This window comes from Lentibacillus jeotgali (genome assembly GCF_000224785.1).
In the GTDB taxonomy this organism is placed as follows: domain Bacteria; phylum Bacillota; class Bacilli; order Bacillales; family Amphibacillaceae; genus Lentibacillus; species Lentibacillus jeotgali.
Genome location: NZ_AGAV01000007.1, coordinates 54,338 through 77,228, shown reverse-complemented (window position 1 = coordinate 77,228; position 22,891 = coordinate 54,338). Strand labels below are relative to the sequence as shown.

Sequence of the window (22,891 nt, the reverse complement as noted above, 5' to 3'; positions counted from 1 at the left end):
GCGGAATTCTCATTCTGCGGGCTGTTTTTTATGGGCTATTGACTGTGGTTTTAATCTGATGGTCTTCTTTTCTTGCTCTTCTGCTGATTTCCACTCTCTTCTGTCGATATCTCCCCTCCTCTGCTGATTTCCATCCTCTTCTGTCGATACCTCCCCCTCCTCTGCTGATTTCCACTCTCTTCTGTCGATATCTCCCCTCTTCTGATGATTTCCATCCTTTTCTGTCGATACCTCCCCCTCTTCTGCTGATATCTGAACCGTTTCTGCCGATATTCGCCGACCTATACACCAAACAAAAAACAACCGCCCCAAAAGTTCCCCCTTTTGAGACGGTCGTTTTAACGCCAAGATTAAATCAGGAAAGTTTCCCGGCGATAGACTAATTAAATCAGCTCATAGCTGGAATACCGCTTTCCCGTACAGCTATATATTCCGGACGTTTTCTGCCGCCCGAGTACGGCTCAACTAAGCGGTTTTCCACGCTGTTGTACACCATAAACAAATTGTTGCGCGGATATGGCGTGATGTTGCTCGTTGAACCATGCATCGTATTGCATTCAAACAGTGTAATCGAGCCTGCTTTTCCTGTTGGCACGGAAATCCCGCTGCCATTTTTAGTAAGCCAGCGCAGGCTGTCTTCATCAGGTACACCAAATTTCTGTTTTTTCAGCGATTCCTTATAATTATTATCAGGTGTTTCCCCTACACAGCTGACATAGTAGTTTTGGGACCCCGGTATAAGCATCAAAGGCCCGTTAAATGTATAGTTGTCGGATAAGGCAATCGATAAACTGACCGCACGCATCCGCGGCATGCCATCCTCAACGTGCCAGGTTTCAAAGTCTGAATGCCATTCAAATTCTTTCCCTTTGAAACCAGGCTTATAATTAATACGCGACTGGTGTATATAGACATCGCTTCCAAGCAGATGGTTCACGATATCGAGTATCCGCTGATCATTTGCAACATTTTTGAAATAGTTGTCGTCTTTATGGACGTGAAAAATTGAACGGATGTCATCACTTTCCGGCTCACGGATCACTTTGTCGGAAGTGACATCTTTGTTCGAATCCTGTAATTCAAAAATGGCTTTCTGCATGTCTGTCACTTCGTCATCAGAGAAGAAACTCTCGATCTGCAAAAACCCATTTTTCTCATAGGAATCAAGCTGTTCTTTTGAAATAGGGGCCTGATTATCTTTGGATCGATCCGTGTGTATCACAGGGTCCTTCCGTTCCAATATCTCCGGCTGGTCCTTTTTTCGTGATGGATAAAGATCTTCCATTATAACAACACTCCCTATTAAAATTTTTCACTTTAAGTTATATATGCTATTAAGTTTCCTGGTTAGCCGGGAAACTTTCCTGCATGGTTGTTTTAACGACACCTCAACCTTCTTAATTAACTCCTAAATTACCTAATATAAAAATCTTTTAAAATTATTGTACAAATAAACCCTAATGAATGCAAGTGAATAGACATTGATAAAAACAGTTACGATCCGCTTTCCGTTATTCTAAAAATAAACTGCCCCACCGACTCCAGTCAGTAAGGGCAGTTTCAGCGTTTCATTTTTTCTTTGTCCAGTTCTTCTCTTTATCAATTTTAAGCGCTTTATAAAACGAAGCAACCATCAGCAGCATAATAACTGAGAATGGAAGCGCTGCAGAAATCAGCGCATTTTGCAAGGCTTGCAAACCGCCCGTGTAAAGTAATACGGCTGCAATTGCCGACTGTGCAAATCCCCACGTGAATTTTACCGTTGTCGGGGGTGACATGGATCCATTGGTCGTCTGCATACCTAGGACAAATGTTGCCGAATCGGCTGATGTAATGAAAAAAGTACTGATCAAGAGAATCCCTATAATCGATAAAATCATCCCGAACGGCAGCTGATCAAACATCCCGAACAATGCCTGCTCATCTGGGAGTTCGGCGATATCGGCGCCACTATTCTGTGCGTCAATGCCTGATATGCCAAATGCTGAAAACCACAAAAAACTGACGACTGACGGCACAATCAAAACACCAGCCACAAATTCCCTGATCGTACGTCCTTTTGATACACGGGCAATGAATATCCCGACAAACGGGGACCAGGCAATCCACCACGCCCAGAAAAAGACCGTCCAGTCCAATACCCATTGCCGTTCATCATCATCATTCGGAGCCAATCGAAAACTTTCGGAAGGGAGCTGCTGCAGATAAGAACCGATTGAGTCCGTAAATGAATTAATGATATATAAACTGGGGCCGAGAATTAATGTAGCTAAAAATAATATCGCACCCAGACCCATATTGGCATTGCTCAAGTACTTAATGCCTCTGCTGAGCCCGGTGTAGGTGGAAATCATAAATAAAACAGTTACGATCAGAATAATAATGAGCTGGACCCAGAACGAAATGGGAATATCAAACAGGAAAGCGATGCCGCCATTAATTTGCGTGGCTCCAAAACCAAGTGTCGTTGCCACACCGACTATCGTTGCGAACACAGCAATGACATCGACAGCCTTCCCCCATGCTCCCTTCATTTTGTCGCCAAATAACGTTTCCAATGAAGCACTTACCAGACCGGGTTTTTCATGACGGAACATAAAGTACGCCAGGACAAGCGCAATGACTGCATAGATTGCCCATGCATGAATGCCATAGTGGAAAAACGTCACGCGCAGTGCATCTTCAAGTGCTTCTCTGGTCCCGGCTTCAGCTGTGGGGGGTGTTTTAATATAATGAGAAACCGGTGATGCGACCCCGTAAAACACAAGACCGATCCCCATACCAGCACTAAAAAGCATGGCGAGCCATGATGTATAGCTGAATTCCGGTTCTTCGCCGGGTCTTCCGAGTTTGATTTTGCCATAGGGACTAAAAACCAAATATATACAAAATAACACGAACAACGTGACAATTAATAAATAGAACCAGCCGAAGTGGGCAGAAATATAACTCATAATCAACCCCGAGATACTTTCAAATCTGTCCGGGGTAATGACCCCAAATAGTGATAATGCAAGTGTAAGTGCCAGGGTGATCCAAAATACCATTGTTACCTTTTTCATATCCTCAAAACCTTCCTATCCGCATGGTTATTTTAGTTTTTCTGAACTGAATTCTTTCTATACAGAAATGCGGATCAGAAACAGATTCATTTGCTTTCACAGACACATCCCTTAAACTGACATTAGTTTAAAAGAAAGAGGGCTGACTGCTTTGAAACAATTCTGGAGCGACGTTATACAATATCGGGGAACGCATTATGATTTTGGCTATATACAAGGGGAACAGCTCAGGGACTCCCCTGTTCTGATTAATCGCAGGAAACAATGGGAACCGAAAAAAGACCGGCATTTCCTGATAAATCCCGATGAGGTCAAACAGGTCATCCTTAGGTTTGCCCCCGGTGTCTGGGGCGAAATCCGCGGACTCACTGATGCATTGCAGCTGAATATGGAAGAGGCCATTCGCATGTTCGGCGGCTATTATCTGGAATATAACCGGAGCGGCTGTTCGATTTTCACAGATTCTGACTACATGATTCGCAATTATGACAGTCATCCGATTGGCTATGAAGGGCGTTATATGATTTATCAGCCAACTGACCAAGGGTACGCCGTCATCGGACCAACCATGCAGATAACCGGGCGGGTTGATGGTCTAAATGAGAAAGGGCTCGTCATGGGATACAACTTCACCCATCGCAAACAATCAAGCGACGGTTTCATCTGTAACATGATCGGACGGATAATCCTTGAAACCTGCGCGGACGTGGATGAGGCCATTTCACTGCTAAAAGAAATACCGCATCGGCACTCATTCAGTTATGTACTGTTGGATAAAAGCGGTGAATCTTATGTCGTAGAGGCATCGCCAAGAGAGGTTGCCGTGCGGAAGTCCAATGTTTGCACCAACCATTTTCATCTGCTTGATGAGGAGAACCGCTACCGGCAGGATGAGTCGCGCAGGCGGGAAAATGCGATTCAGGAGCAGCAGCAGTATGCCGCTGACCCATACGCGTCATTCAGGCTGATGAATGATTCAGATAAGGATATCTACTCATTCAAATATGATGCAGCAGCCGGAACGCTTCATACGGCAGCTTATTTTCCAAAACAAATGAAAGCCTGGTTCGCAATCGGCCCTGACCGAAGACCGGTTATTTTTGATTTTGGCAAATGGCTCCATGGAGGAAACATTCACATCAAACAGATTAAAGGCGAGCTTGATTATCCTAAGCCATTTGTGAATATGGCGTTGCAATAGGACGATTGTTCCTTAAATCTGACCCCCTCAAAAATACCATTATATGTTAAAATTGGTATACTGTTTTGTTCAATTGGGGGGAATTAAAATGACTGAGAAAGTATTGTCGCTCAATGACCTGACTATCAGCCTGGGCGGAAAATATGTCTTAAATGGCATCAATTTGGATGTGTATCAGGGACAAATCATCGGTTACATCGGCCCGAATGGTGCCGGCAAAAGCACAACAGTCAAAATCATGCTCGGTTTAATAGAAGATTATCAGGGCACTGTTGAAATATTCGGCCGGGACATTGCAACCGGTGACCATACATATAAACGGCGAATCGGTTATGTTCCGGAAAATGCGGAAATCTACGACAATCTTACGGCAAGCGAATATCTCACCTTTATTGGCGAGCTTTATGGTCTTGATAAAGATGTGGCAGAAACCAAAGCACGCCAATTAATGCAGGAATTCGAACTGGACCATGTATTCCACACACGCCTTTCCGCATTCTCCAAAGGGATGCGACAGAAAGTTTTAATCATCTCGAGCCTTCTGCACGACCCGGATCTGCTTTTCCTCGATGAGCCGTTAAACGGGCTTGATGCCAATAGCGTGATGATTATAAAAGAAATTCTCGCTCAGCTGGCAGCACAGGGAAAAACGATCTTTTACTCCTCGCATATCATGGATGTTGTCGAGAAAATCAGCAACCGGATTGTTTTATTGGTTGACGGGGCAGTCGCGGCTGATGGCAGTTTTGCCGAGTTAAAGGAACAAAGTAAAGAAGGATCACTAGAGCAAATATTCAATCAGTTGACCGGATTTGATGAACATCATGATGTCGCCGGAAACTTCGTCAGCATTGTAAGCGGGGAATCGCGCCATGAATGATTTCAGTTCATTAAGATTTCTCGATCGTTTTCAATTTTTGTTCAGGCGGCTCGGAATAGATTATGACGATATGCGCAAGATCCTACAGCTGAAATTGACGATGGATCAACGTCGGGTGCCTACCATTTTCAACATGGATTCATCGAAAAAGAAACAAGGCAATCAATTTCTGAAATCATTATGGCTGTATGCGCTTTATGGACTCATCAGTGTTCCGTTTTTATTTTTCGGCGACCATTACATGCTGCAGATGAGTCTCCTGTTTGGCATCACCATGTTTTTTCTGATGACATCGATGATTTCCGACTTCACTTCTGTTCTGCTGGATGTCCGGGACAAAAATATCATTGGCACAAAACCCGTCAGCAAAAAAGCCATCAGTGCAGCCAAAATGGTGCATGTCGGTATGTACATCGCCTTGTTGGCAGGCGCTTTTTTAGCAGCCCCATTTATCGTGATGATTTTTACAAAAGGGATTCTTTTTTCATTGTTGTTTATAGGCGTTATTCTCCTGAACCTGATCTTTATCATTGCACTGACAGCTCTTATATACATATTCACGTTGCAAATCTTCAGCGGGGAGCTATTAAAAGACATCATCAATTACGTCCAAATTTTGTTATCAGTTGGTATTGTTGTGGGTTACCAGCTGCTTGCACGTTCCTTTGAAGTGATTGATTTAACCGTATCGTATACGTTCAGCTGGTGGCATGTTTTTATACCGCCGATTTGGTTTGGGGCGCCGTTTGAGCTTCTGTTGAGGCAAAATATGTCCAGTGGCATTATCTTTCTGTCTTTGCTGGCATTATTTGTTCCCATCATTTCGATTATCATATACGCACGGCTAATGCCTTCATTTGAGCGGAATTTGGAGAAGCTTTTGAACGAATCCGGAACAAGCAGGCAAAAATTATTCAAATTGGATCATCTTTGGTCACGCCTTGTCTGTTTCAACCGGGAAGAACGCGTATTTTTCCAATTTGCCTCTGCCATGATGAAAAAAGAACGGGATTTCAAATTAAAGGTGTATCCGTCATTAGGCTTTGCACTATTTTTTCCGTTTGTCTTTTTGTTTAACTCGTTCAATAATGAGTTGACCGGGAATATCGGTGACAGCAAAATGTATTTAACCATCTATATAGGCAGTATTATGATTCCAGCCGCCATTCACATGCTCAAATACTCGGAAAACTACAATGGTAGCTGGATATTGCGCACGGTATCGCTCGCAGACTCCTTATCACTGCATCGCGGTGCTATTAAAGCCTTTTTCGTTAAACTTTATCTGCCGGTTTTCGCGGTGCTGAGTGTGGTGTTTCTATTTATTTTTTCTCCACGGATTGCACCAGATCTGGTCGCGGTCCTGCTGGGTGGGTGGCTGCACACAATTATCTCGTATAAGCTGCTTAATAATCGCACCTATCCCTTTAGCCAGTCATTTGAACTAGCACAGGACACGAATACAGCTTTTAACATCTTACTTAGTCTTATGGCAGGATTGTTCGCTCTCGTTCATTATATCGTGCTATCGTTCAGCTATGGCATTTATTTTTACATCGGCGCCTTACTGATTGTGACGGTCGTTAGCTGGCTGATTATATTTCGAAATAATGATGCACAGTTGAAGCAAGGTTGAAAACAGAGGCTGGGACATAACTGAAATACGCAATACTAAAGACCAATGAAAGTCGGAAAATTCTAATACAATGTTGGTATATCTTATAACGACCGCTTCGGAAAAATACTACGCTTTCCGGGGGCGGCTGATGAGCCTCCTCGTGCTTCGCACTGCGGGGTCTCATCTAGGCCTATGCTCCCCCAGGAGTCTCCGTATTTTTCCTCCGCTAGTTTAGGAGCCCATTTTTCTTTACCTTAAATACTTTTGTCTCAGCCTCTGTTTTTGTATTGCCTTGCTTGGAGTTGCCTCGTTGGAGCTGGGGCGCCGTCGCATGAATTTGTGTGGTTTCTGCACGGGTTGAGGCGGATCCCGCACGAGTTTGGATGTTTCCCGCACAAGTTGTAGACGGGCTCGCACGAGTTTGGATTCATCCTACTTCCCTAACGGAAAATGTTTGGCTACTGCCAAAATCAATCTTCTCAAATACTAATCCGAAAACGTTAGCTCCACCATTTTATCAACATGAATTTCTGTCGTGTTCAAAAGCGGAATATCGACATCCCCGTCTTTCAGGATCATCGGCAGTTCCGTACAGCCAAGAATCAGGCCGTCCAGTTGTTCTTGCTTCATCATTTTGTTGATGATTTGCAGAAACGCCTGCTTCGTCTCCTCTTTTACAATACCATTTTCCAATTCATCCACGATCCGCTGATGAATGAATTGCTGGTCTTCTTCAGAAGGCGCCACAATTTTTTTGCCGCCTGACTGAAATGGCTTCTTGAAAAAGTCATGTTCCATCGTAAATTTTGTCCCCAGCAGACCAACGTTTTGCAGACCCAGCTCGTCTGCTTTATCATACGTTGCTTCCACGATGCTGATCATTGGAATCGTTACGTGTTCCCGGATCTGTTCAAACACGATATGCGGGGTGTTCGCCGATACGACAGCAAAGGCAGCTCCGGTTTCTTCCAGCTTTTTCGCTGCTTCGCCCACATAATCGCTAAGGTCATTAAGCCGGTCTTCGCTGATAAATTTAAAAATATGATACATATTGATGCTGTTAATATACAATTCCGGCAATGTCTGTTTGCTGTTCATCCGGTCCTGATACTTTTGAATGAATGATTGATAGTAATCAACTGTTGATTCAGGTCCAAGCCCGCCGACTATTCCTGCACGTTTCATCGTATCCACCCTTTAGCTGAGTATTTTAATCGGAAAACTTATCTATTATTATTATATCACACATTATTCCCGTTGTATAAATTTAACACTGTGTTCCAATACTATTACTATCAACTCGTCATTCACTGCTGGTATCCGAAGTTTAAATCGATCCAGAAAGGAGAAATCAAATTGGCTGCAACAACGGAAGAAAAAACAATTCATTTAATCATAGAACGACAAAAAGATCCTAGCTCCGAACCATATAAGGAAGAATTCTCAATCCCGTACAGTCCTAACATGAATATTATTTCTGCACTCATGTATATTCGGGAAAACCCTGTTAACAAAGATGGTGAAGAAACCATTCCGATTCAGTGGGAAATGAGTTGCCTTGAAGAAGTGTGCGGCATATGTTCCATGCTAATTAACGACGTTCCCCGTCAGGCTTGTTCAACGCTGATTGATGACCTGGAACAGCCCATTCGAATAGAGCCAATGCGCACATTTCCAGTGGTAAGGGATCTGATCATTGACCGCGAGAGCATGTTTGATTCTCTGAAACAGGTAAAAGCCTGGATACCGATTGACGGTACATATGACATTGGGCCCGGTCCACGGATGAATGAAAAGAAGCGTCTCATGGCCTATGAACTTTCGAAATGTTTCACATGCGGTGTCTGCCTGGAAGCATGTCCGAATGTTAATGATAAGAGTGAATTCATGGGGCCGTTCGTCTTCCCTCAGGTACGGCTTAAAAATGCCCACCCGACCGGAGAAATGAATAGTGAAGAGCGTATTGATGGCTTTATGGAAGAAGGAGGTCTGCAAGGCTGCAGCAATTCACAAAACTGTGTGCAGGTTTGTCCTAAAGGTATCCCGATCACCACATCAATTGCGGCAGTCAATCGGGAAGCCACCCTCGAATCCTTTAAAAGCTTTTTTGGAAGCGACAACTATTAAGATCGGGATAGGGTCGTGCGGGTGTTCTGAATTTCGCGCGAGGGTAGCATGAGATCGCGCGACACTCCCTGAATTTCGCGCGAGAGTAGCATGAGATCGCGCGACACTCCCTGAATTTCGCGCGAGAGTAGCATGAGATCGCGCGACACTCCCTGAATTTCGCGCGAGGGTAGCATGAGATCACGCGACACTCCCTGAATTTCGCGCGAGGGTAGCATGAAATCAGCAATCTGTGCGGTAGGAATCACCGGTTTTCCACCTTATTCACCCATGAGATTCAAATGACCACTCAAATAATTAATATTATACACTTGCAATCGATAAGGGAAGATTTACTAAAAAACCCTTATCCCTCTTTCCGGATCATCCAAATCAAAGCAGTCTGGGATGTTGCATAATGCGCGAGGGCATTTGAACCTATCGTCCCGGCGGGCAAAAATGGGGTCAGCAGCTGCTGCTCCACCTCCGCTTCAGCTGGTCTTAGTTCCCACTTTTTATGATGAATGCCACATCTATACAGGTTGCCATTCCTATAAGTCCAAAGAAAATAGCGCTCCACCAGCCAGTCTTCAAGGCCCTCCCTTCCGGATAAAAACGTTCACCTGCCGGCTGATATGCAGCCCTTAGGGACCCTAGCTTCTTACCTTTACGTTCACTGCGAAAAGAAATAATGCCATCCCGCATGTTCATTGACATAGCTGCATAGCTGTATGGAAGTGTTGCCATCCTTGCTCCCATCACGACTGGCAGCTTATCTGCATCAAGACTGAAAAAATAGACCCCCTTCATACCGTTTCGTTTCACATAGGTCCGGACGTTCACTTCTAAAAAACGGTTCAAAAACGGAATAGGTGGAAATCCACGAATGCGTACATGACTTACTCTAAACGTAATAACACTTATCCAAGCATCCCCGTCATATGTATCCAGTTTAAGTCCCGGAGGAAGATAATGTTCAAGCACCCGCCGCGGAAAGCGCTGGTGCATAAACAATAATTGTTCCCATTGCTGCATCATGACCCATGGACCACACGGCAGCTGGCTGTTACGATGTGCCGTACTGTTTAAGATGTACTGATACATTTCTTTTCGCCCTCCTTCATATCTATATAATTATCAGGTTTTCTCATTATCTTTTCCGCTTGTAAATGATTCCAAAACTGATAAATTGTTAGATGGTCAGATGACTGATATAATTTCTCGTATATGGAAAAAAGGAAGTGTCGAATTTTGGAATACGAGGCAGGTCTTATGTTAGAAGGCGGAGGTATGCGGTGTGCATTTACAGTAGGTGTACTGGATTATTTTCTTGATAAGCAGATTGAATTCCCTTCTGTCGCCACAGCATCAGCAGGGGCGCTGATCGGGAGTTCCTATATCGCTAAACAGCGTCACCGGAACACGAACCTGCTTGCTGCCATAGGTAAAAACCGCGACGCCATATCAATCATACGGCTGCTGAAGAAGAAGGAACTGTTCAGCATGGATTTGATTTTTGACAAACTGGCTAACCAGACGTTCCCGCTCGAATTTCAATCTTTTTCACAGGCGAGCACCAGATTTATTGTCGGCACAACCGATATTAATACCGGCAGACCTGTTTTCTACGATCAATTTGATAAACAGAAAGATCTGTCAGCTATAATCAGAGCCTCCTGCTCACTGCCTGTTTTGGCTCCCAGCATTGCCTATAAAGGAAAACAATTAATTGACGGCGGAGTGTCTGATCCGATACCAATCACCCCCCTGATTGAACAAGGATTAAGCAAGCATGTCGTCGTACTTACCCGGAATAAAAACTATGTCAAAAAACCAACAAAATTAAACTGGTTTTATAAGCGTTTGTTTAAAGAAAAACCTGAACTTATTAAGTTATTGCGTAACAGGCATCTGCGCTACAATGAAATCATGGATAAAATACGTGCCATGGAAGCGCGCAACGAAGTTTTTATCATCCAGCCCGAGGAGCCGCTGGAAGCCAGCCGGATTGAAAAAAGCCATCACAAGCTCGAGGCCTTATATTATCAGGGTTATCAGGTAGCCCAAGAGAAACATCAAGCGTTACTGGACTTTCTCGAAAGTTCAGAAAAACCCTCATCATATGTGGAAGAGAATTTGTCTTCATAGTGTTATATTTTAAAAACGTTCTGGAAATAGGGTTCAAATCCGGGAGAGTAAATTGCTAATATAAGAAAAAACACACTAACTGTTATCTTTTTCAACTGCGACCGCTCCATGTACCAATGGGCGGTCTGATTAAACATAAGAATGACAGAGAAGCCATGAGACGATCTCATGGCTTCTCTATTTTATTCATCGGATTCAGCAAAACGTTTGATTCTGTCTCAGATTTCATCTCGTACATGTTGGAAAACGGCCCATTTTTCTTCTTTTGTCCCTAAAGAAACATAATTGTCAACTTATTCCGATTTTGTGAAGGTGAATATTCTCGAAACCTTTTCACATATTACAGATAGACCTAATGAAAGGAAAGGTGGCCAAATGGATAATTCGAGAAACAACGAAAACCTCAAAAATGAGCAATTGAATCAGTACCGCGTCCAAAACACAGGCAAGCCAATGACGACAAATCAAGGGAAAAAAATATCAAACGATGAGGATCAATTAAAAGCCGGTGAACGGGGCCCTTCATTACGTCAGGACTATGAATATTTCGAGAAAATGACGCGTTTTGGCAAAGAAGAGATACCGGAAAGAGTGGTTCATGCAAGAGGTTATGGGGCCCATGGGGAATTTGAATGCTATGAGTCAATGAAAGAATATACAAAAGCTGGGTTTTTGCAAGAAGCCGGAAAAAAAACCCCTGTATTTAACCGGTTTTCTACCGTACAAGGAAGTAGAGGATCCAAGGATACGGCAAGGGATATGCGCTGCTGGGGCACGAAGTTTTATACAGAAGAAGGAAATTACGATCTGACAACTATCGATATGCCTGTAAAAATTAATCAGGATGCAATGAAGTTTCCGGATATGATGCATGCATACTTCCCTAATCCGCGCACAGGAATGCCGCAAGCTAGTGCTGCACACGACAATTTTTGGGATTATGTCGCCAATAATCCGGAATCACTCCATCAGGTGATGTGGATTATGTCTGATAGGGGTCTGCCAAGAAGTTATCGAATGTTAGAATCATGGTCGATTAATACGTATCTGTTTGTCAACGAACAAGGGAAAGCAACCTTTGTGCGATTTACTTGGAAGCCCCTCCTTGGTGTCCATTCGCTGCTTATGGATGAGGCACAAAAAATTGGTGGAATCGACCCGGACTACCACCGGCGCGATCTGCGGGAAGCAATTGACCGAGGTGCATACCCGGAGTATGAACTAGGCGTTCAACTGATCCCAATGGAGGATGAATTCAAATACGACTTTGATGTTCTCGATCCTTCAAAATTCTGGCCGGAAGAAATTGTTCCATTTCATCCTGTCGGTAAGATGACATTAAATCGAAATGTCGATAACGAGTTTGCGGAGTTGGAACAAGTCGCATTTAACCCGGCAAATGTCGTTCCTGGCATTGATTTTTCCAATGATCCTGTCCTGCAGGCAAGGTTAATTGCTTATCAAAGTACACAATACCATCGTCTCGGAGCTAATTTTCAGGATTTGCCGATCAATCAACCAATTTGCCCGTATCATAATAATACGCGACGAGGCACTATGAGATACCGGATCGATGTTGACCAGGTCGACTATCATAAAAATTCGTTGGCAAATAATACGCCAAACACAACACCCCCGGAAGAAGGCGGATATGAGCATTATCCAAAAAAAGTGGAAGGACAGGCTGTACGTGCCCGGAGCGAGTCGTTCAAAGACTACTTCACACAGCCTAGGATTTTTTGGAACAGTATGGCACCAATCGAAAAGCAGCATACGATCGAAGCGCTGAGTTATCAACTTGGCAGAGTCAAAAACGAATCTGTCCGCCAGCAAAACGTTAATTTACTGGTCAATGTTGATAAGGAAATGGCCTCTACCGTCGCTGATAATATTGGTGTCGAACAGCCAAGTGGATCTCATGTACCTGTTACAACAAGTTACCCGTCTCTTAGCATGGTCAATAGCCCCTATTCCGCAGCAACGCAAAAAGTAGGGATACTGATTGGTGATGGTTTTCAGGATGAAGAAGTAACAAATGTACGTAACACATTAAGTCAAAACGGGGTTTTTGTTGACATTATAAGCGAAAAGCTTGGTACGGTCACTGGTTCAGGTGGCACAAAACTCAAAGCTGATTATACATTTATGACAACAAGTCCATATCTGCTTGACTCGATCTACATTGTTGGTGGAAACGCCAACAACCAGGCAAAATTTAATGCTGATATTACGTATTTCATGCACACAGCATATAAGCACTATAAGCCAATAGGTGTTGCCTCATCTGGCCAGTCTTTTATTCAGGCATCAGAAGACAATAATTTACTTGGCATCGTTTCAGCCGCAAATAATCCAAATTTCGGACAGGAATTTGTCTCCGCCATTACGCAGCAACGCTTTTGGGATAGAACATAGCTTATATCAATTTCAGGGAAGTAACGTTTGTTATTTTCCTGAAATTACTTTATACCCTCAAGGTCTTCCCTTTTAACGATACTTTCTTCTTTCAATTCCGGTGAAGCAATAATAAACGTTCCCTTATGCCGGATTAATGTGGCGTTTGGAATCATAGCTCTCCATATTTCTTTTTTAATAAAGAAAAAGAACCCTAACATTAATCCTAGGATTCATAAAACATTATTAGGGGCAGAGTATTGTAATTTCAAGGTACAAATTGTGCAAGCATTTATGGATTTGTAGCCGCTGATTAAAATTAAGAAATGATGAATAGTTTTGTATGGAAACAAATAATATGACATTGGTTGTTATTTTCCGAAGTCGATAAAAGGATCGCAAGTTTATGCTTGCGACCCGGGCAGTTATCCGTAAGGGCACGGTGACTCCGAATCGGGATTTTCACAAAAGAGTAATTACCCCACGTTTACGGAGACGACAGGGTGATTACTTCTTTTTATCGCTGTCAACAAGTAATATAACGAGTGTTCCAAACATCAACATCAACTCGAGAGTCTTGTCAATTTCAATCACTCGCTCCCCCCTTTCTGAGGGGATTCGAAGCCGCCAAGTAAAAAGCGTAATACTTTTTACTGCTTCCCGCGAGAAGCGTCACCCTGTATAACATGCCTACTTTAGTATACTACAAAACATATGTTTCATGTGTTAATTTTTGGCAAATGGTACAAATTTCCCATAAATCAGATTATTTTAGTTTGTGTTTCTGTGAATCCATTACATACTTAGAAAAGCCCAATCAGAAATAATTGAACTTATTATAAAGGATGATCAAATATAAAAACAAAAGCTAAACCGCAACAATTTGCGTGCTGCCATTATACCAATGCTGATGGTACGTATAGCCGATTGTGTAACCTTCAAAATGATGAATGTGACCACCTTCCACCGGGATTGCCGGACCGGTTTTCCCGTAAAGCACGTGCCGATGACCATCAACAAAGAAAGTCCAGGTTAGATAGTCATGAAAATGTTGTATGCCAGATGGTGCCGGTTCGGTTAGACCTACATATTTATGCTGATGACCTTCCACAGTATCGGTAACCCCGATAAATGGATGTACATGTGTCTGGTGATTCCAGTCATTATCATACTGTGAATGCAGATGAATTGGCTGCGTCATATAACCTTGTACAGGATACCTCATTAATTTCCATCCTTTCTAATAACTGCTTCATCCATACTATGCAAGCATCTGGTTATATGACCCAGAGAAGGTTTCGAGAAAAGTATTCCACTTGGTTCAAGAATATTGATAACACAAAAATCATATTTTGATAGAAGGAAATTGGCATAATATTAACATAGCCTATACCGTTAGGAGGAGGATAAATGCATTTAACCCAGCGGGAGCAGGAGCAATTGCTCATCGTGGTTGCAGCGTGGCTTGCTAAGGAAAGGCTGGCTAAGGGATTTAAGCTAAGTTATCCCGAGGCTGTGGCACTGATTACGTTTGAAGTTATGGAGAAAGCGAGAACGGGGACAATGACAGTTTCCGATTTACAGGTATACGGTAAAACGATTTTAACAGAGGAAGATTTGATGGAAGGGGTTCCAACCATGATAAGCAGGATTAATGCACATGCTACCTTCCCGGATGGAACGAAATTAATTGTTATTTATAATCCAACAGAACCACCGAAAAAACCTGATTTAGGAGAGTATTATGATCCAATTGGCGATTAACCGGATACGAAAATACAGCAAGGAGGGATAACATGAAGCCGGGAGAAATTATTCTGGATAATCATCAGATTTTAATTAACAGGGGAAGAAATACGAGAAAAATTAATGTTATTAACCTTGGTGACAGACCAATGTTTGTTGGTTCTCATTACCATTTCTATGAAGTCAATCCGGACCTCTATTTTGACAGGGAACGATCTAAAGGAATGCATCTCAACGTTCCAGCAGGTGTATTCATCCAATTCGAACCAGGTGTGGAAAAAACAGTTGAACTGGTTGAAATTGGCGGAAAAAAACTGGTTTATGGTTTTAGAGGATACGTAAATGGACCGGTCGAAAATGTCATGACCAATCAAACCAGTAATCATTACATATCAAGAAAAAAATATGTTAAACGGTACGGTCCAACGGAAGGGGATAAAATTCGTTTAGCTGATACGGACCTTTTCATTGAGGTGGAAAGAGATCTGCTTGTTTATGGGGATGAAATGGTGTACGGATGGTTAAAAACAATCCGCAGTGGAATGGGGATGTCTGCACGTGCGGCGAGGGAAGAAACACTTGATTTGGTTATTACAAATGCGATTGTTTTTGATTATTGGGGGATTGTAAAAGCGGATATTGGGATCAAAGACGGAAAAATTCAGGAGATAGGTAAATCAGGGAATCCCGATTATATGAATGGCGTTGACCCACGTTTAATTGTGGGGGCATCAACTGATGTCATTGATGCTAATGGAAAGATTGTTACAGCAGGCGGGATAGATCCGCACGTTCATGACATTTATCCCGAAGTTGTAACGACAGCACTTCAATCGGGTGTTACCACTCTGCTTGGCGGGGGAACCGGGCCTTCAACCGGAACCAAGGGTACGAATATTACTCCTGGCGCATGGAATATTCACCGGATGCTTGAAGCGGCTGAAGAATTTCCGATAAATTTTGGTTTCTGGGCAAGAGGTAATGCATCATTTCCAGAACCACTAGAAGAACAAGTTATGGAAGGTGCAGCCGGTTTTAAAGTTCATGAGGATTGGGGAGCGACACCAGCGGTTATTGACGCCTGCCTGGATATTGCAGATCGATACGATGTTCAGGTTTGTCTGCACGCGGATTCCAGTAATGAGTCCGGCACGGTTGAATCAACCTCCATTAGAGCGATTAATGGCAGAACCATTCATACCTATCACGTGGAAGGTACCGGTGGCGGACACGAACCGGACATGATGAAAATGGCAAGAGCAGGCTCGATATTACCATCTTCTACGACACCAACACGTCCATTTACGATTAACTCAGCAGATGCTAACATTCAAATGCTGTTCCAGGTTCATGGGGTACTGCGCAGTGATCCGGTGGGTGTTGCCATGGCAAAGAAAAGAATCCGCCCTGAAACGATGGCCGCAGAGGGATTTTTGCAAGACATGGGCATCATAAGCATGATGAGTTCTGATTCCATGGCAATGGGGCATTTGGCAGAAACAATCCTCAGAACCTGGCAAACGGCACATGTCATGAAAAAATGGCGGGGTCCTTTGCAGGAGGAAAAAGGAAACAATGACAACTTCCGTGCAAAGCGGTATATTAGCAAATATACGATAAACCCGGCAATAACCCACGGAATTTCTGAAATGGTCGGGTCGATTGAAACAGGCAAAATGGCTGACCTAGTCATTTGGAAACCTGAATTTTTCGGGGTTAAACCGGAACAAATTATCAAAGGCGGATTTATTGTTCATGCCCCGATAGGTGAGGCAAACGGGGCAACTTCAGCCGATCAACCAGTCATGTACCGCCAATCATGGGGTGCCTGCGGAAAAGTACCTGAAAATGTTGCGTTTACATTTATGTCCAAAGCTGCCATTGAAAGCGGTGTTCCCGAAAAATTGGGACTAAAGAAGAAAATTTATGCCGTACGCAATACACGTACTATTGGAAAAAAAGACATGATATTAAATAATAATAACCCTGTTATCACCATTGATCCTGCCACATATCAGGTTTATGTTAATGGTGAATTGGTGGAGAAACCACCTGAAGAAAATGTCCCAATGAGTCAGAAATACTTCATGTTTTAGCAACAACATCAACACTAAGGAACGAGCTCAACATCAGTCATTATTTTTCACAAGGATTAATTCCGTTAAATGCCCTTTTATATCAAAAAATGGGCGCAAGGGTTATTCCATTCTTGCGCCTGATTGTATGTTGGTGACGGGTACAGATACTATGAATACCAAAAAGTCACTAAAACCCTGCTGCTGATATGCCGGCAATGGCAGTCAGAGGAAGAATGAGGCTTCCAATACCGCCAAATCCACCGTAGCCATAACCCGGGCCATATGGGCCATATCCTCCAAATCCGTAACCTGAACCATATCCTCCGTAGCCATAATCTGGATATCCAAATTGCCTTGAAGACGTCTCCATCTGTTGGCTAGCCAAAGTAAGATAGACATTTTCTGCATCCACGTGGTCAACATAAACATTGAAAAAATCACCGGTAAAGGTTTGTATATGCACCTTTTGATTCATATATTTTTTGACGTGTTGATACATGTTCTCCTTATTTTTCAGATCATTAGCTATGTGCCCCTGTGGATTTCCGTATACATAATTATGCATAAATTCATCCCTTTCCTAAGCAAATATTCCTTAACAGGGTATTCATATGTAGGGTACATGTGTATATGTCTAGGAAAAAGGGCGAACACCTAGCTACTTTTTAAAAAGCTTACTCTTATTCTATGATATTTAATGGTGTTAGATTGCTATCCACACTATCTGTTTATTTCGAGCATAGTATGAAACTACCCACGCTAGGGAGGTGCTTTTTAATGGGTGCAGAATATGCAGAGGGCGGTGGATTCGCCCTAATTGTCGTATTGTTCATTCTTCTCATCATCGTTGGTACTGCCTATGTTGGTGGAGGCTTTGGAGGGGGATTCGGCGGCTACTAGGTTTAAGAAGCCATTTAGCCGCAAGCCCTCTTTTCTATTTAAATACACTTGCAAAAGGCTTATGGAACAAATCCATAAGCCTTTTGCATTACCGAATAGACCGCAGCAGTGAGATCTTCTCATTTGCCGTAAATTTACATGAACATAATTTTTATCGTTTCAGAGAAACTAAACCCAGAAAATGAAGCGTTTCGTTTTAACGGGAATGTTTGAAGGCAAGCTACGGGAGGAACCATCCATTCTGGAAAGGTGTTTTATCTATGATCCTATTTGTACAGTAAAAGAAGCAGTGACCCTGCAGATCTTAAACCACCATAAAGGTCATCCATACGGGAGATCAATATTATGTTCTACTCCAAAAACGTTGTATAGCAACTGCTTCGACAAATTCATTTCCAAAATTTGGATTGTTAGCACCGAAAACGACGCCAGCCAAATTGTTTTCCTTGGATGTTGGAATATAGGACTGTGCACTTGTCGTAACTCCAATCGGTTTATAATCTTTGTATGCGACTTTTGTGTAATACATGATATCCTGGTAGTATTTCGCCTCGTTGTTAGCACTTCCTCCAAGGATAAAAAGAGAGTCAAGCAGATATGGACTGGATGTAAGAAATGTTTTATCAACTTCGAGTTTTGTACCATCTGCACCAGTTACTGTACCAAGCGTTTCACTTACAATGTCCACAAAAACGCCATGTTGTTTCAGCAGGTTTAGCACATTTATGACTTCTTGGCTATTAAACCCATCGCCAATCAGTACCCCTACTTTTTGCGTATAGGCGTAATATCGTGTATTGAATATGCTGAGGGAAGGATAACTTGTTGACACGGGAACATTCGTCCCACTTGGGTAATCTACACCAACATTGTAAGCTACAATACATGCCATCTCTCTATCGACATTGACAAGCAGATTAACAGCTTGCTCACGAACAAATTTACGTTCCACCCGTCCGATCTGATAGCTGAGTGCATCAATCAAGTGCTGCTTTTCAACTGCTGTCATGCTATTCCAGAATATCCTTGGTTGCGAAAAGTAATCTTTGAATGATTCACTTCGCGCCCGGATTGTGTGTCCATCAACTTTCTTTGGTAATGTTCATATCCCCCTTCTTCTGGAGGCGTCGTGTAAGGCGTATTATTGGCCATCGAGTTTTCATGATACCATACTCGATCAACATCGATTGAAATGGCATTGCTTCCTCTTCGCTGATTACTATGAAACGAACATATCGGTCTATTGATCGGTAATTCCTGATAATTCGGACCAAGCCGATGGTAGTGTGCAGGTAGATACGCAGCCAACCTTCCTTGAAGGACATTGGAACACTTCCAAACCAATTTTAGTCCGAACTGATTCCTATAACTAAATAATACTTGCTCAAAAGGGTTACAGGAAGACGTTCTCATCCATATCAAACTTCGGATAATGATGCGGGTATTTGCTTACATCTCCCTGCATGCCAATATGGACAAATGCACCAGGTTTTTCTTGTGAATAATAGGAAAAGTTCTCTGACCCCATTACTGGATCGATCGGTTCAAGTCAATGAGCGGATACCTTTTCATCGCTCAGAACTTCACTTAACAAGTCCACAGCCTGATCGATTTCCTCCTTGCTCACTATCAGAGGGGGCAGCAGCCGGAGAACGTTTGGACCCGCACTTAAAACAAGCAGTCCTTTTTCAATCAGTGCTTCAACCAGATGTGATACATTCTGTGAGCATTCGATGCCAATCATCAGCCCTTTGCCGCGGATTGATGAAACAACTGGTAATGGCTTGATCAACTCGTTCAGGCAGTCCATCAAATAATTGCTTTTGTCCGTTACTTCCTGCAAAAAACCATCCTGAAAAACATGTTTCAGAACGGCTTCTGCTGCTGCCATCGCAAGCGGGTTTCCGCCGAATGTCGCCGCGTGACTCCCCGGTCCGAATGCATCACGAAGTTTGTCTTTGGCAATCATAGCGCCAACAGGGACACCGTCGGCCAGCCCTTTTGCTGACGTGATGATATCCGGGGAAATTCCGTAATGCTGATACGCAAATGGCTTTCCTGTCCGTCCAATGCCTGTTTGGACCTCATCAACAATCAACAGGACATCATTTTCCTGACATACACGCTCCAGTTCCTGGACAAAATCAGTATCAGCCGGGTTGATGCCGCCTTCTCCCTGAACCACTTCCAGCATAACGGCAGCCGTTTCGCCGTCAATAACCTGTTTGAGGGTCTCATTGTCATTAAAGGGCACATACTGAAATGTCTCCAGCATCGGGCCAAACCCGTTATGGATTTTTTCTTGTCCGGTTGCTGCCATGGCTCCAAGCGTCCGCCCGTGGAAAGACTGGTTAAATGTAATCATTTTATGTTTTCCGGTCGCTTTCCGGGCTAACTTAATAGCTGCTTCATTCGCTTCCGTTCCGCTATTGCAGAAAAACACCTGGTCACCTGAACTGTATTGGGTAAGCAAGTTCGCCACGTTTTCCTGGACTGGATTATGGTATAGATTTGATACATGCCAATAGGCGTTAAGCTGGGTTTGCAGAGCTTCCTGAACCGACGGATGCCGGTGTCCGAGGCTGCAGACGCCAATGCCTGCCCCAAAGTCCAGATACGATTTACCGTCTGTGTCTTCCACGGTGGTTCCGGACGCTCGCTCTACTGACAAATTAAAGCGTTTATAGGTTGGAAATAGTGCTGTCATACGATACGGCCTCCTCTGATCGTTTAATCATCGTACCGGTGAACCCGGCATCACTGATTGCCTGGTTCGCATCAGCAATCATAACGTTTTGTAAATCATCATTTAAACAGGCAAGGGCCGCTTTCACTTTAGGAATCATCCCTCCATGGATAATCCCCTTGTCAATGAGTCCTTCAATTTGCACCCTTGTAGCTGAGCGAACCAGTTCCCCGTCTTGCATAATGCCCGGCACATCGGTCACAAATATAAGCTTTTCCGCATTCATTGATTCCGCTATGTTTCCCGCAGCCGTATCAGCGTTCACGTTATAACTGTCACCATCTTCCCCAACGGCAATTGGTGCTACGACTGGTACAATATGTTGTTCAAGCTGACTTTGCAAAAACACGTTATTCACATCCACAACGTCGCCGACATAGCCATAGGTCTGAAAATCTTTCGGGACACAGGTGATCAAGTTGGCGTCAGATCCGGAAAAACCTGCTGCCTGAATACCCGCTGCATTCATATGTCGCGTTATGGCATTGTTAACATGCCCCGATAACACCATTTCCACTATATCCATTGCTGCAGCAGAGGTGGTTCTGAGCCCATCGATGAATGAAAACGCTACCCCGAGCTTCTCCAGCATGTCTTTAATCGCCGGGCCACCGCCATGGACGATAATCGGTTTAACCCCGTTTCGCTGCAGCTGCCGGATGTTTTCGAAAAAGCCGTCTGACAGGCTGTCAATAATACTGCCGCCGCATTTGATGACAGCAATTTCACTCATGATCACCCCTCCTTATGTCCGGTAACTGGTATTGATACGCACATAATCATATGTCAAATCACATCCCCAGGCTTTGCCGCAGCCGCCGCCGACGTTCAAGTTAACCGAAATGGAAATATCTTCATTCATCAAATAATCAGAGGCTTCTATTTCGGAAAATGGAAGCGGCTGACTGTTTTGCAACAGTGGAATTGACCCCAGGGAGACATCAATCGTATCAGCATCTGCTTTTACGCCACTTCGTCCAACAGCGGCAATGATTCTTCCCCAGTTGGGATCTGCTCCGTAAACAGCTGTTTTGACAAGAGATGAGCCGACGATTGTTTTGGCTGCTTTAACTGCCTCATCGTCATCATGTGCCCCGTCGACCCCAACTTCGATTAACTTTGTGGCACCCTCACCATCACGGGCGATCATCTTCGCTAGATCCTCACAGGTTTGCTGCAATAATCCGGTAAATGTCTCCCAATCACTGTGCTCCGGCGTCAGACTGTCATTCTCTGCTTTTCCGCTGGCCATTGTCAGCACCATATCATTTGTCGATGTATCGCCATCCACCGTTATACAATTAAATGTCTTATCTGTCGCCTCTTTCAGCGCCAGATGAAGCATATCGGGCTCTATGGCTGCGTCCGTTGTCACAAACGCCAGCATCGTTCCCATATTTGGCTCAATCATACCGGAGCCTTTTGCCGAACCAGCCATTGTTACTGTCTGCCCGTCAATAACTGCCTGGTGACACGCAGATTTGCTCCCGGTATCGGTTGTCAAAATCGATTCGCCAAACGCTGCTGCAGCCTTATCATCCGTTGCCAAATGAAGGTTTTCGATATTCGGAATAATATGATCCATCGGCATATCAAGTCCGATTATGCCGGTTGAGGAAACGGCAACTGTATGCTCCGGCAATGACAGTTGTTCAGCAGCAGCCCGGCGCATCGTATAAGCATCCGTTTCGCCCTGTTTCCCGGTACAGGCATTGGCGTTGCCGCTATTGACAATCACAGCCTGAAGCTTTCCCCCTTCAGCAATGCTTTCCTTTGTCACCTTCAATGGTGCTGCCTGAATGATGTTCTGTGTATACAGCGCAGCAGCACTTGCGGGGACGTCACAATAAATCATCCCAAGATCATTTCGTTTCCGTTTCACTCCCGTATGCATACCTGATGCCTGAAAACCCGCCGGTGTCACAATCGTCCCCTTTTCCATTTTTTTAATGCTGCTTTCTTTTGTCAGCACCATTGTTTCTCCCCCTTTCATGGATTTTATCTCAAATTAA

General features: G+C 43.7%; 22 protein-coding genes. 9 read left to right on the top strand and 13 right to left on the bottom strand.

Translation table 11 applies throughout. The features are described 5' to 3' along the window. Nucleotides 1-9: 9 nt before the first annotated feature. The 3 genes from ON01_RS06765 to ON01_RS06755 form a co-directional block, all read right to left on the bottom strand. Nucleotides 10-312 carry a hypothetical protein gene (locus ON01_RS06765; RefSeq protein ID WP_029329028.1) on the bottom strand — a complete coding sequence of 101 codons (303 nt, stop codon included), beginning with the start codon at nucleotides 310-312 and terminating at the stop codon, nucleotides 10-12. Nucleotides 313-388: 76 nt separating this feature from the next. Further along, nucleotides 389-1,285 (bottom strand): ectoine hydroxylase, encoded by an 897-nt coding sequence (thpD, locus tag ON01_RS06760; protein WP_010530260.1) that lies wholly within the window; start codon nucleotides 1,283-1,285, stop codon nucleotides 389-391. A gap of 283 nt (nucleotides 1,286-1,568) precedes the next feature. Next, a complete protein-coding gene (locus ON01_RS06755) occupies nucleotides 1,569-3,062 on the bottom strand; it encodes a BCCT family transporter (RefSeq protein ID WP_010530259.1) in 1,494 nt (497 codons plus the stop codon). A gap of 151 nt (nucleotides 3,063-3,213) precedes the next feature. Here ON01_RS06755 and ON01_RS06750 point away from each other — a divergent pair, with 151 nt between their 5' ends. From ON01_RS06750 to ON01_RS06740, 3 genes are all read left to right on the top strand, one after another. Further along, nucleotides 3,214-4,263: a C45 family autoproteolytic acyltransferase/hydrolase gene (locus tag ON01_RS06750; RefSeq protein ID WP_010530258.1), complete on the top strand. Its 1,050-nt coding sequence runs from the start codon at nucleotides 3,214-3,216 to the stop codon at nucleotides 4,261-4,263. 88 nt (nucleotides 4,264-4,351) lie between these two features. Next, nucleotides 4,352-5,143, top strand: coding sequence for an ABC transporter ATP-binding protein (locus ON01_RS06745; protein ID WP_010530257.1), 792 nt, complete (start codon nucleotides 4,352-4,354; stop codon nucleotides 5,141-5,143). Next, nucleotides 5,136-6,779 (top strand): hypothetical protein, encoded by a 1,644-nt coding sequence (locus ON01_RS06740; RefSeq protein ID WP_010530256.1) that lies wholly within the window; start codon nucleotides 5,136-5,138, stop codon nucleotides 6,777-6,779. The genes ON01_RS06745 and ON01_RS06740 overlap by 8 nt, the downstream gene beginning before the upstream one ends. Before the next feature lie 468 nt (nucleotides 6,780-7,247). On the opposite strand, the gene ON01_RS06735 is transcribed toward ON01_RS06740, so the two are convergent. After that, complete coding sequence (locus ON01_RS06735) at nucleotides 7,248-7,946, bottom strand: aspartate/glutamate racemase family protein (RefSeq protein WP_010530255.1); 699 nt, start codon at nucleotides 7,944-7,946, stop codon at nucleotides 7,248-7,250. A 171-nt stretch (nucleotides 7,947-8,117) separates the two neighbouring features. Here ON01_RS06735 and sdhB point away from each other — a divergent pair, with 171 nt between their 5' ends. Continuing rightward, complete coding sequence (sdhB, locus tag ON01_RS06730) at nucleotides 8,118-8,888, top strand: succinate dehydrogenase iron-sulfur subunit (protein ID WP_010530254.1); 771 nt, start codon at nucleotides 8,118-8,120, stop codon at nucleotides 8,886-8,888. A gap of 346 nt (nucleotides 8,889-9,234) precedes the next feature. Here sdhB and ON01_RS20210 read toward each other — a convergent pair whose 3' ends face one another. Next, nucleotides 9,235-9,447, bottom strand: coding sequence for a DUF2071 domain-containing protein (locus ON01_RS20210; protein ID WP_175284936.1), 213 nt, complete (start codon nucleotides 9,445-9,447; stop codon nucleotides 9,235-9,237). Next, nucleotides 9,369-9,971 carry a YqjF family protein gene (locus tag ON01_RS06720; RefSeq protein WP_010530252.1) on the bottom strand — a complete coding sequence of 201 codons (603 nt, stop codon included), beginning with the start codon at nucleotides 9,969-9,971 and terminating at the stop codon, nucleotides 9,369-9,371. Before ON01_RS06720 ends, ON01_RS20210 begins: the two co-directional genes overlap by 79 nt. Nucleotides 9,972-10,139: 168 nt before the next feature. On the opposite strand from ON01_RS06720, the gene ON01_RS06715 reads away from it, so the two are divergent. Beyond that, entirely contained in the window at nucleotides 10,140-11,015 is an 876-nt protein-coding gene (locus ON01_RS06715; RefSeq protein WP_245544986.1) for a patatin-like phospholipase family protein, read from the top strand. 375 nt (nucleotides 11,016-11,390) lie between these two features. Then, complete coding sequence (locus ON01_RS06710) at nucleotides 11,391-13,430, top strand: catalase (RefSeq protein WP_010530250.1); 2,040 nt, start codon at nucleotides 11,391-11,393, stop codon at nucleotides 13,428-13,430. An 847-nt stretch (nucleotides 13,431-14,277) separates the two neighbouring features. Here the strand turns inward: ON01_RS06710 and ON01_RS06705 are convergent. Continuing rightward, entirely contained in the window at nucleotides 14,278-14,634 is a 357-nt protein-coding gene (locus ON01_RS06705) for a YmaF family protein (RefSeq protein WP_010530249.1), read from the bottom strand. A gap of 185 nt (nucleotides 14,635-14,819) precedes the next feature. On the opposite strand from ON01_RS06705, the gene ureA reads away from it, so the two are divergent. Together ureA and ureC are read left to right on the top strand one after the other, a co-directional pair. Then, complete coding sequence (gene ureA, locus ON01_RS06700; protein ID WP_010530248.1) at nucleotides 14,820-15,173, top strand: urease subunit gamma; 354 nt, start codon at nucleotides 14,820-14,822, stop codon at nucleotides 15,171-15,173. A gap of 32 nt (nucleotides 15,174-15,205) precedes the next feature. After that, nucleotides 15,206-17,251, top strand: a complete 2,046-nt coding sequence (gene ureC, locus ON01_RS06695) for an urease subunit alpha (RefSeq protein ID WP_010530247.1) — start codon at nucleotides 15,206-15,208, stop codon at nucleotides 17,249-17,251. Nucleotides 17,252-17,420: 169 nt separating this feature from the next. Here the strand turns inward: ureC and ON01_RS19190 are convergent, their stop codons facing one another. Further along, nucleotides 17,421-17,798 (bottom strand): hypothetical protein, encoded by a 378-nt coding sequence (locus ON01_RS19190; RefSeq protein ID WP_029329025.1) that lies wholly within the window; start codon nucleotides 17,796-17,798, stop codon nucleotides 17,421-17,423. Nucleotides 17,799-18,010: 212 nt separating this feature from the next. Here ON01_RS19190 and ON01_RS18855 point away from each other — a divergent pair, with 212 nt between their 5' ends. Then, complete coding sequence (locus tag ON01_RS18855) at nucleotides 18,011-18,133, top strand: YjcZ family sporulation protein (RefSeq protein ID WP_083838360.1); 123 nt, start codon at nucleotides 18,011-18,013, stop codon at nucleotides 18,131-18,133. Nucleotides 18,134-18,476: 343 nt separating this feature from the next. On the opposite strand, the gene ON01_RS19875 is transcribed toward ON01_RS18855, so the two are convergent. From ON01_RS19875 to argJ, 5 genes are all read right to left on the bottom strand, one after another. Next, nucleotides 18,477-19,142 (bottom strand): DJ-1/PfpI family protein, encoded by a 666-nt coding sequence (locus tag ON01_RS19875; RefSeq protein ID WP_010530246.1) that lies wholly within the window; start codon nucleotides 19,140-19,142, stop codon nucleotides 18,477-18,479. Continuing rightward, a complete protein-coding gene (locus ON01_RS19870) occupies nucleotides 19,139-19,441 on the bottom strand; it encodes a catalase (RefSeq protein WP_245544985.1) in 303 nt (100 codons plus the stop codon). Before ON01_RS19870 ends, ON01_RS19875 begins: the two co-directional genes overlap by 4 nt. 241 nt (nucleotides 19,442-19,682) lie before the next feature. Next, nucleotides 19,683-20,840, bottom strand: coding sequence for an acetylornithine transaminase (locus tag ON01_RS06680; protein WP_010530243.1), 1,158 nt, complete (start codon nucleotides 20,838-20,840; stop codon nucleotides 19,683-19,685). Next, complete coding sequence (gene argB, locus ON01_RS06675) at nucleotides 20,815-21,612, bottom strand: acetylglutamate kinase (RefSeq protein WP_010530242.1); 798 nt, start codon at nucleotides 21,610-21,612, stop codon at nucleotides 20,815-20,817. Before argB ends, ON01_RS06680 begins: the two co-directional genes overlap by 26 nt. A gap of 12 nt (nucleotides 21,613-21,624) precedes the next feature. Further along, nucleotides 21,625-22,854 (bottom strand): bifunctional glutamate N-acetyltransferase/amino-acid acetyltransferase ArgJ, encoded by a 1,230-nt coding sequence (argJ, locus tag ON01_RS06670; RefSeq protein WP_010530241.1) that lies wholly within the window; start codon nucleotides 22,852-22,854, stop codon nucleotides 21,625-21,627. Nucleotides 22,855-22,891 lie beyond the last annotated feature (37 nt).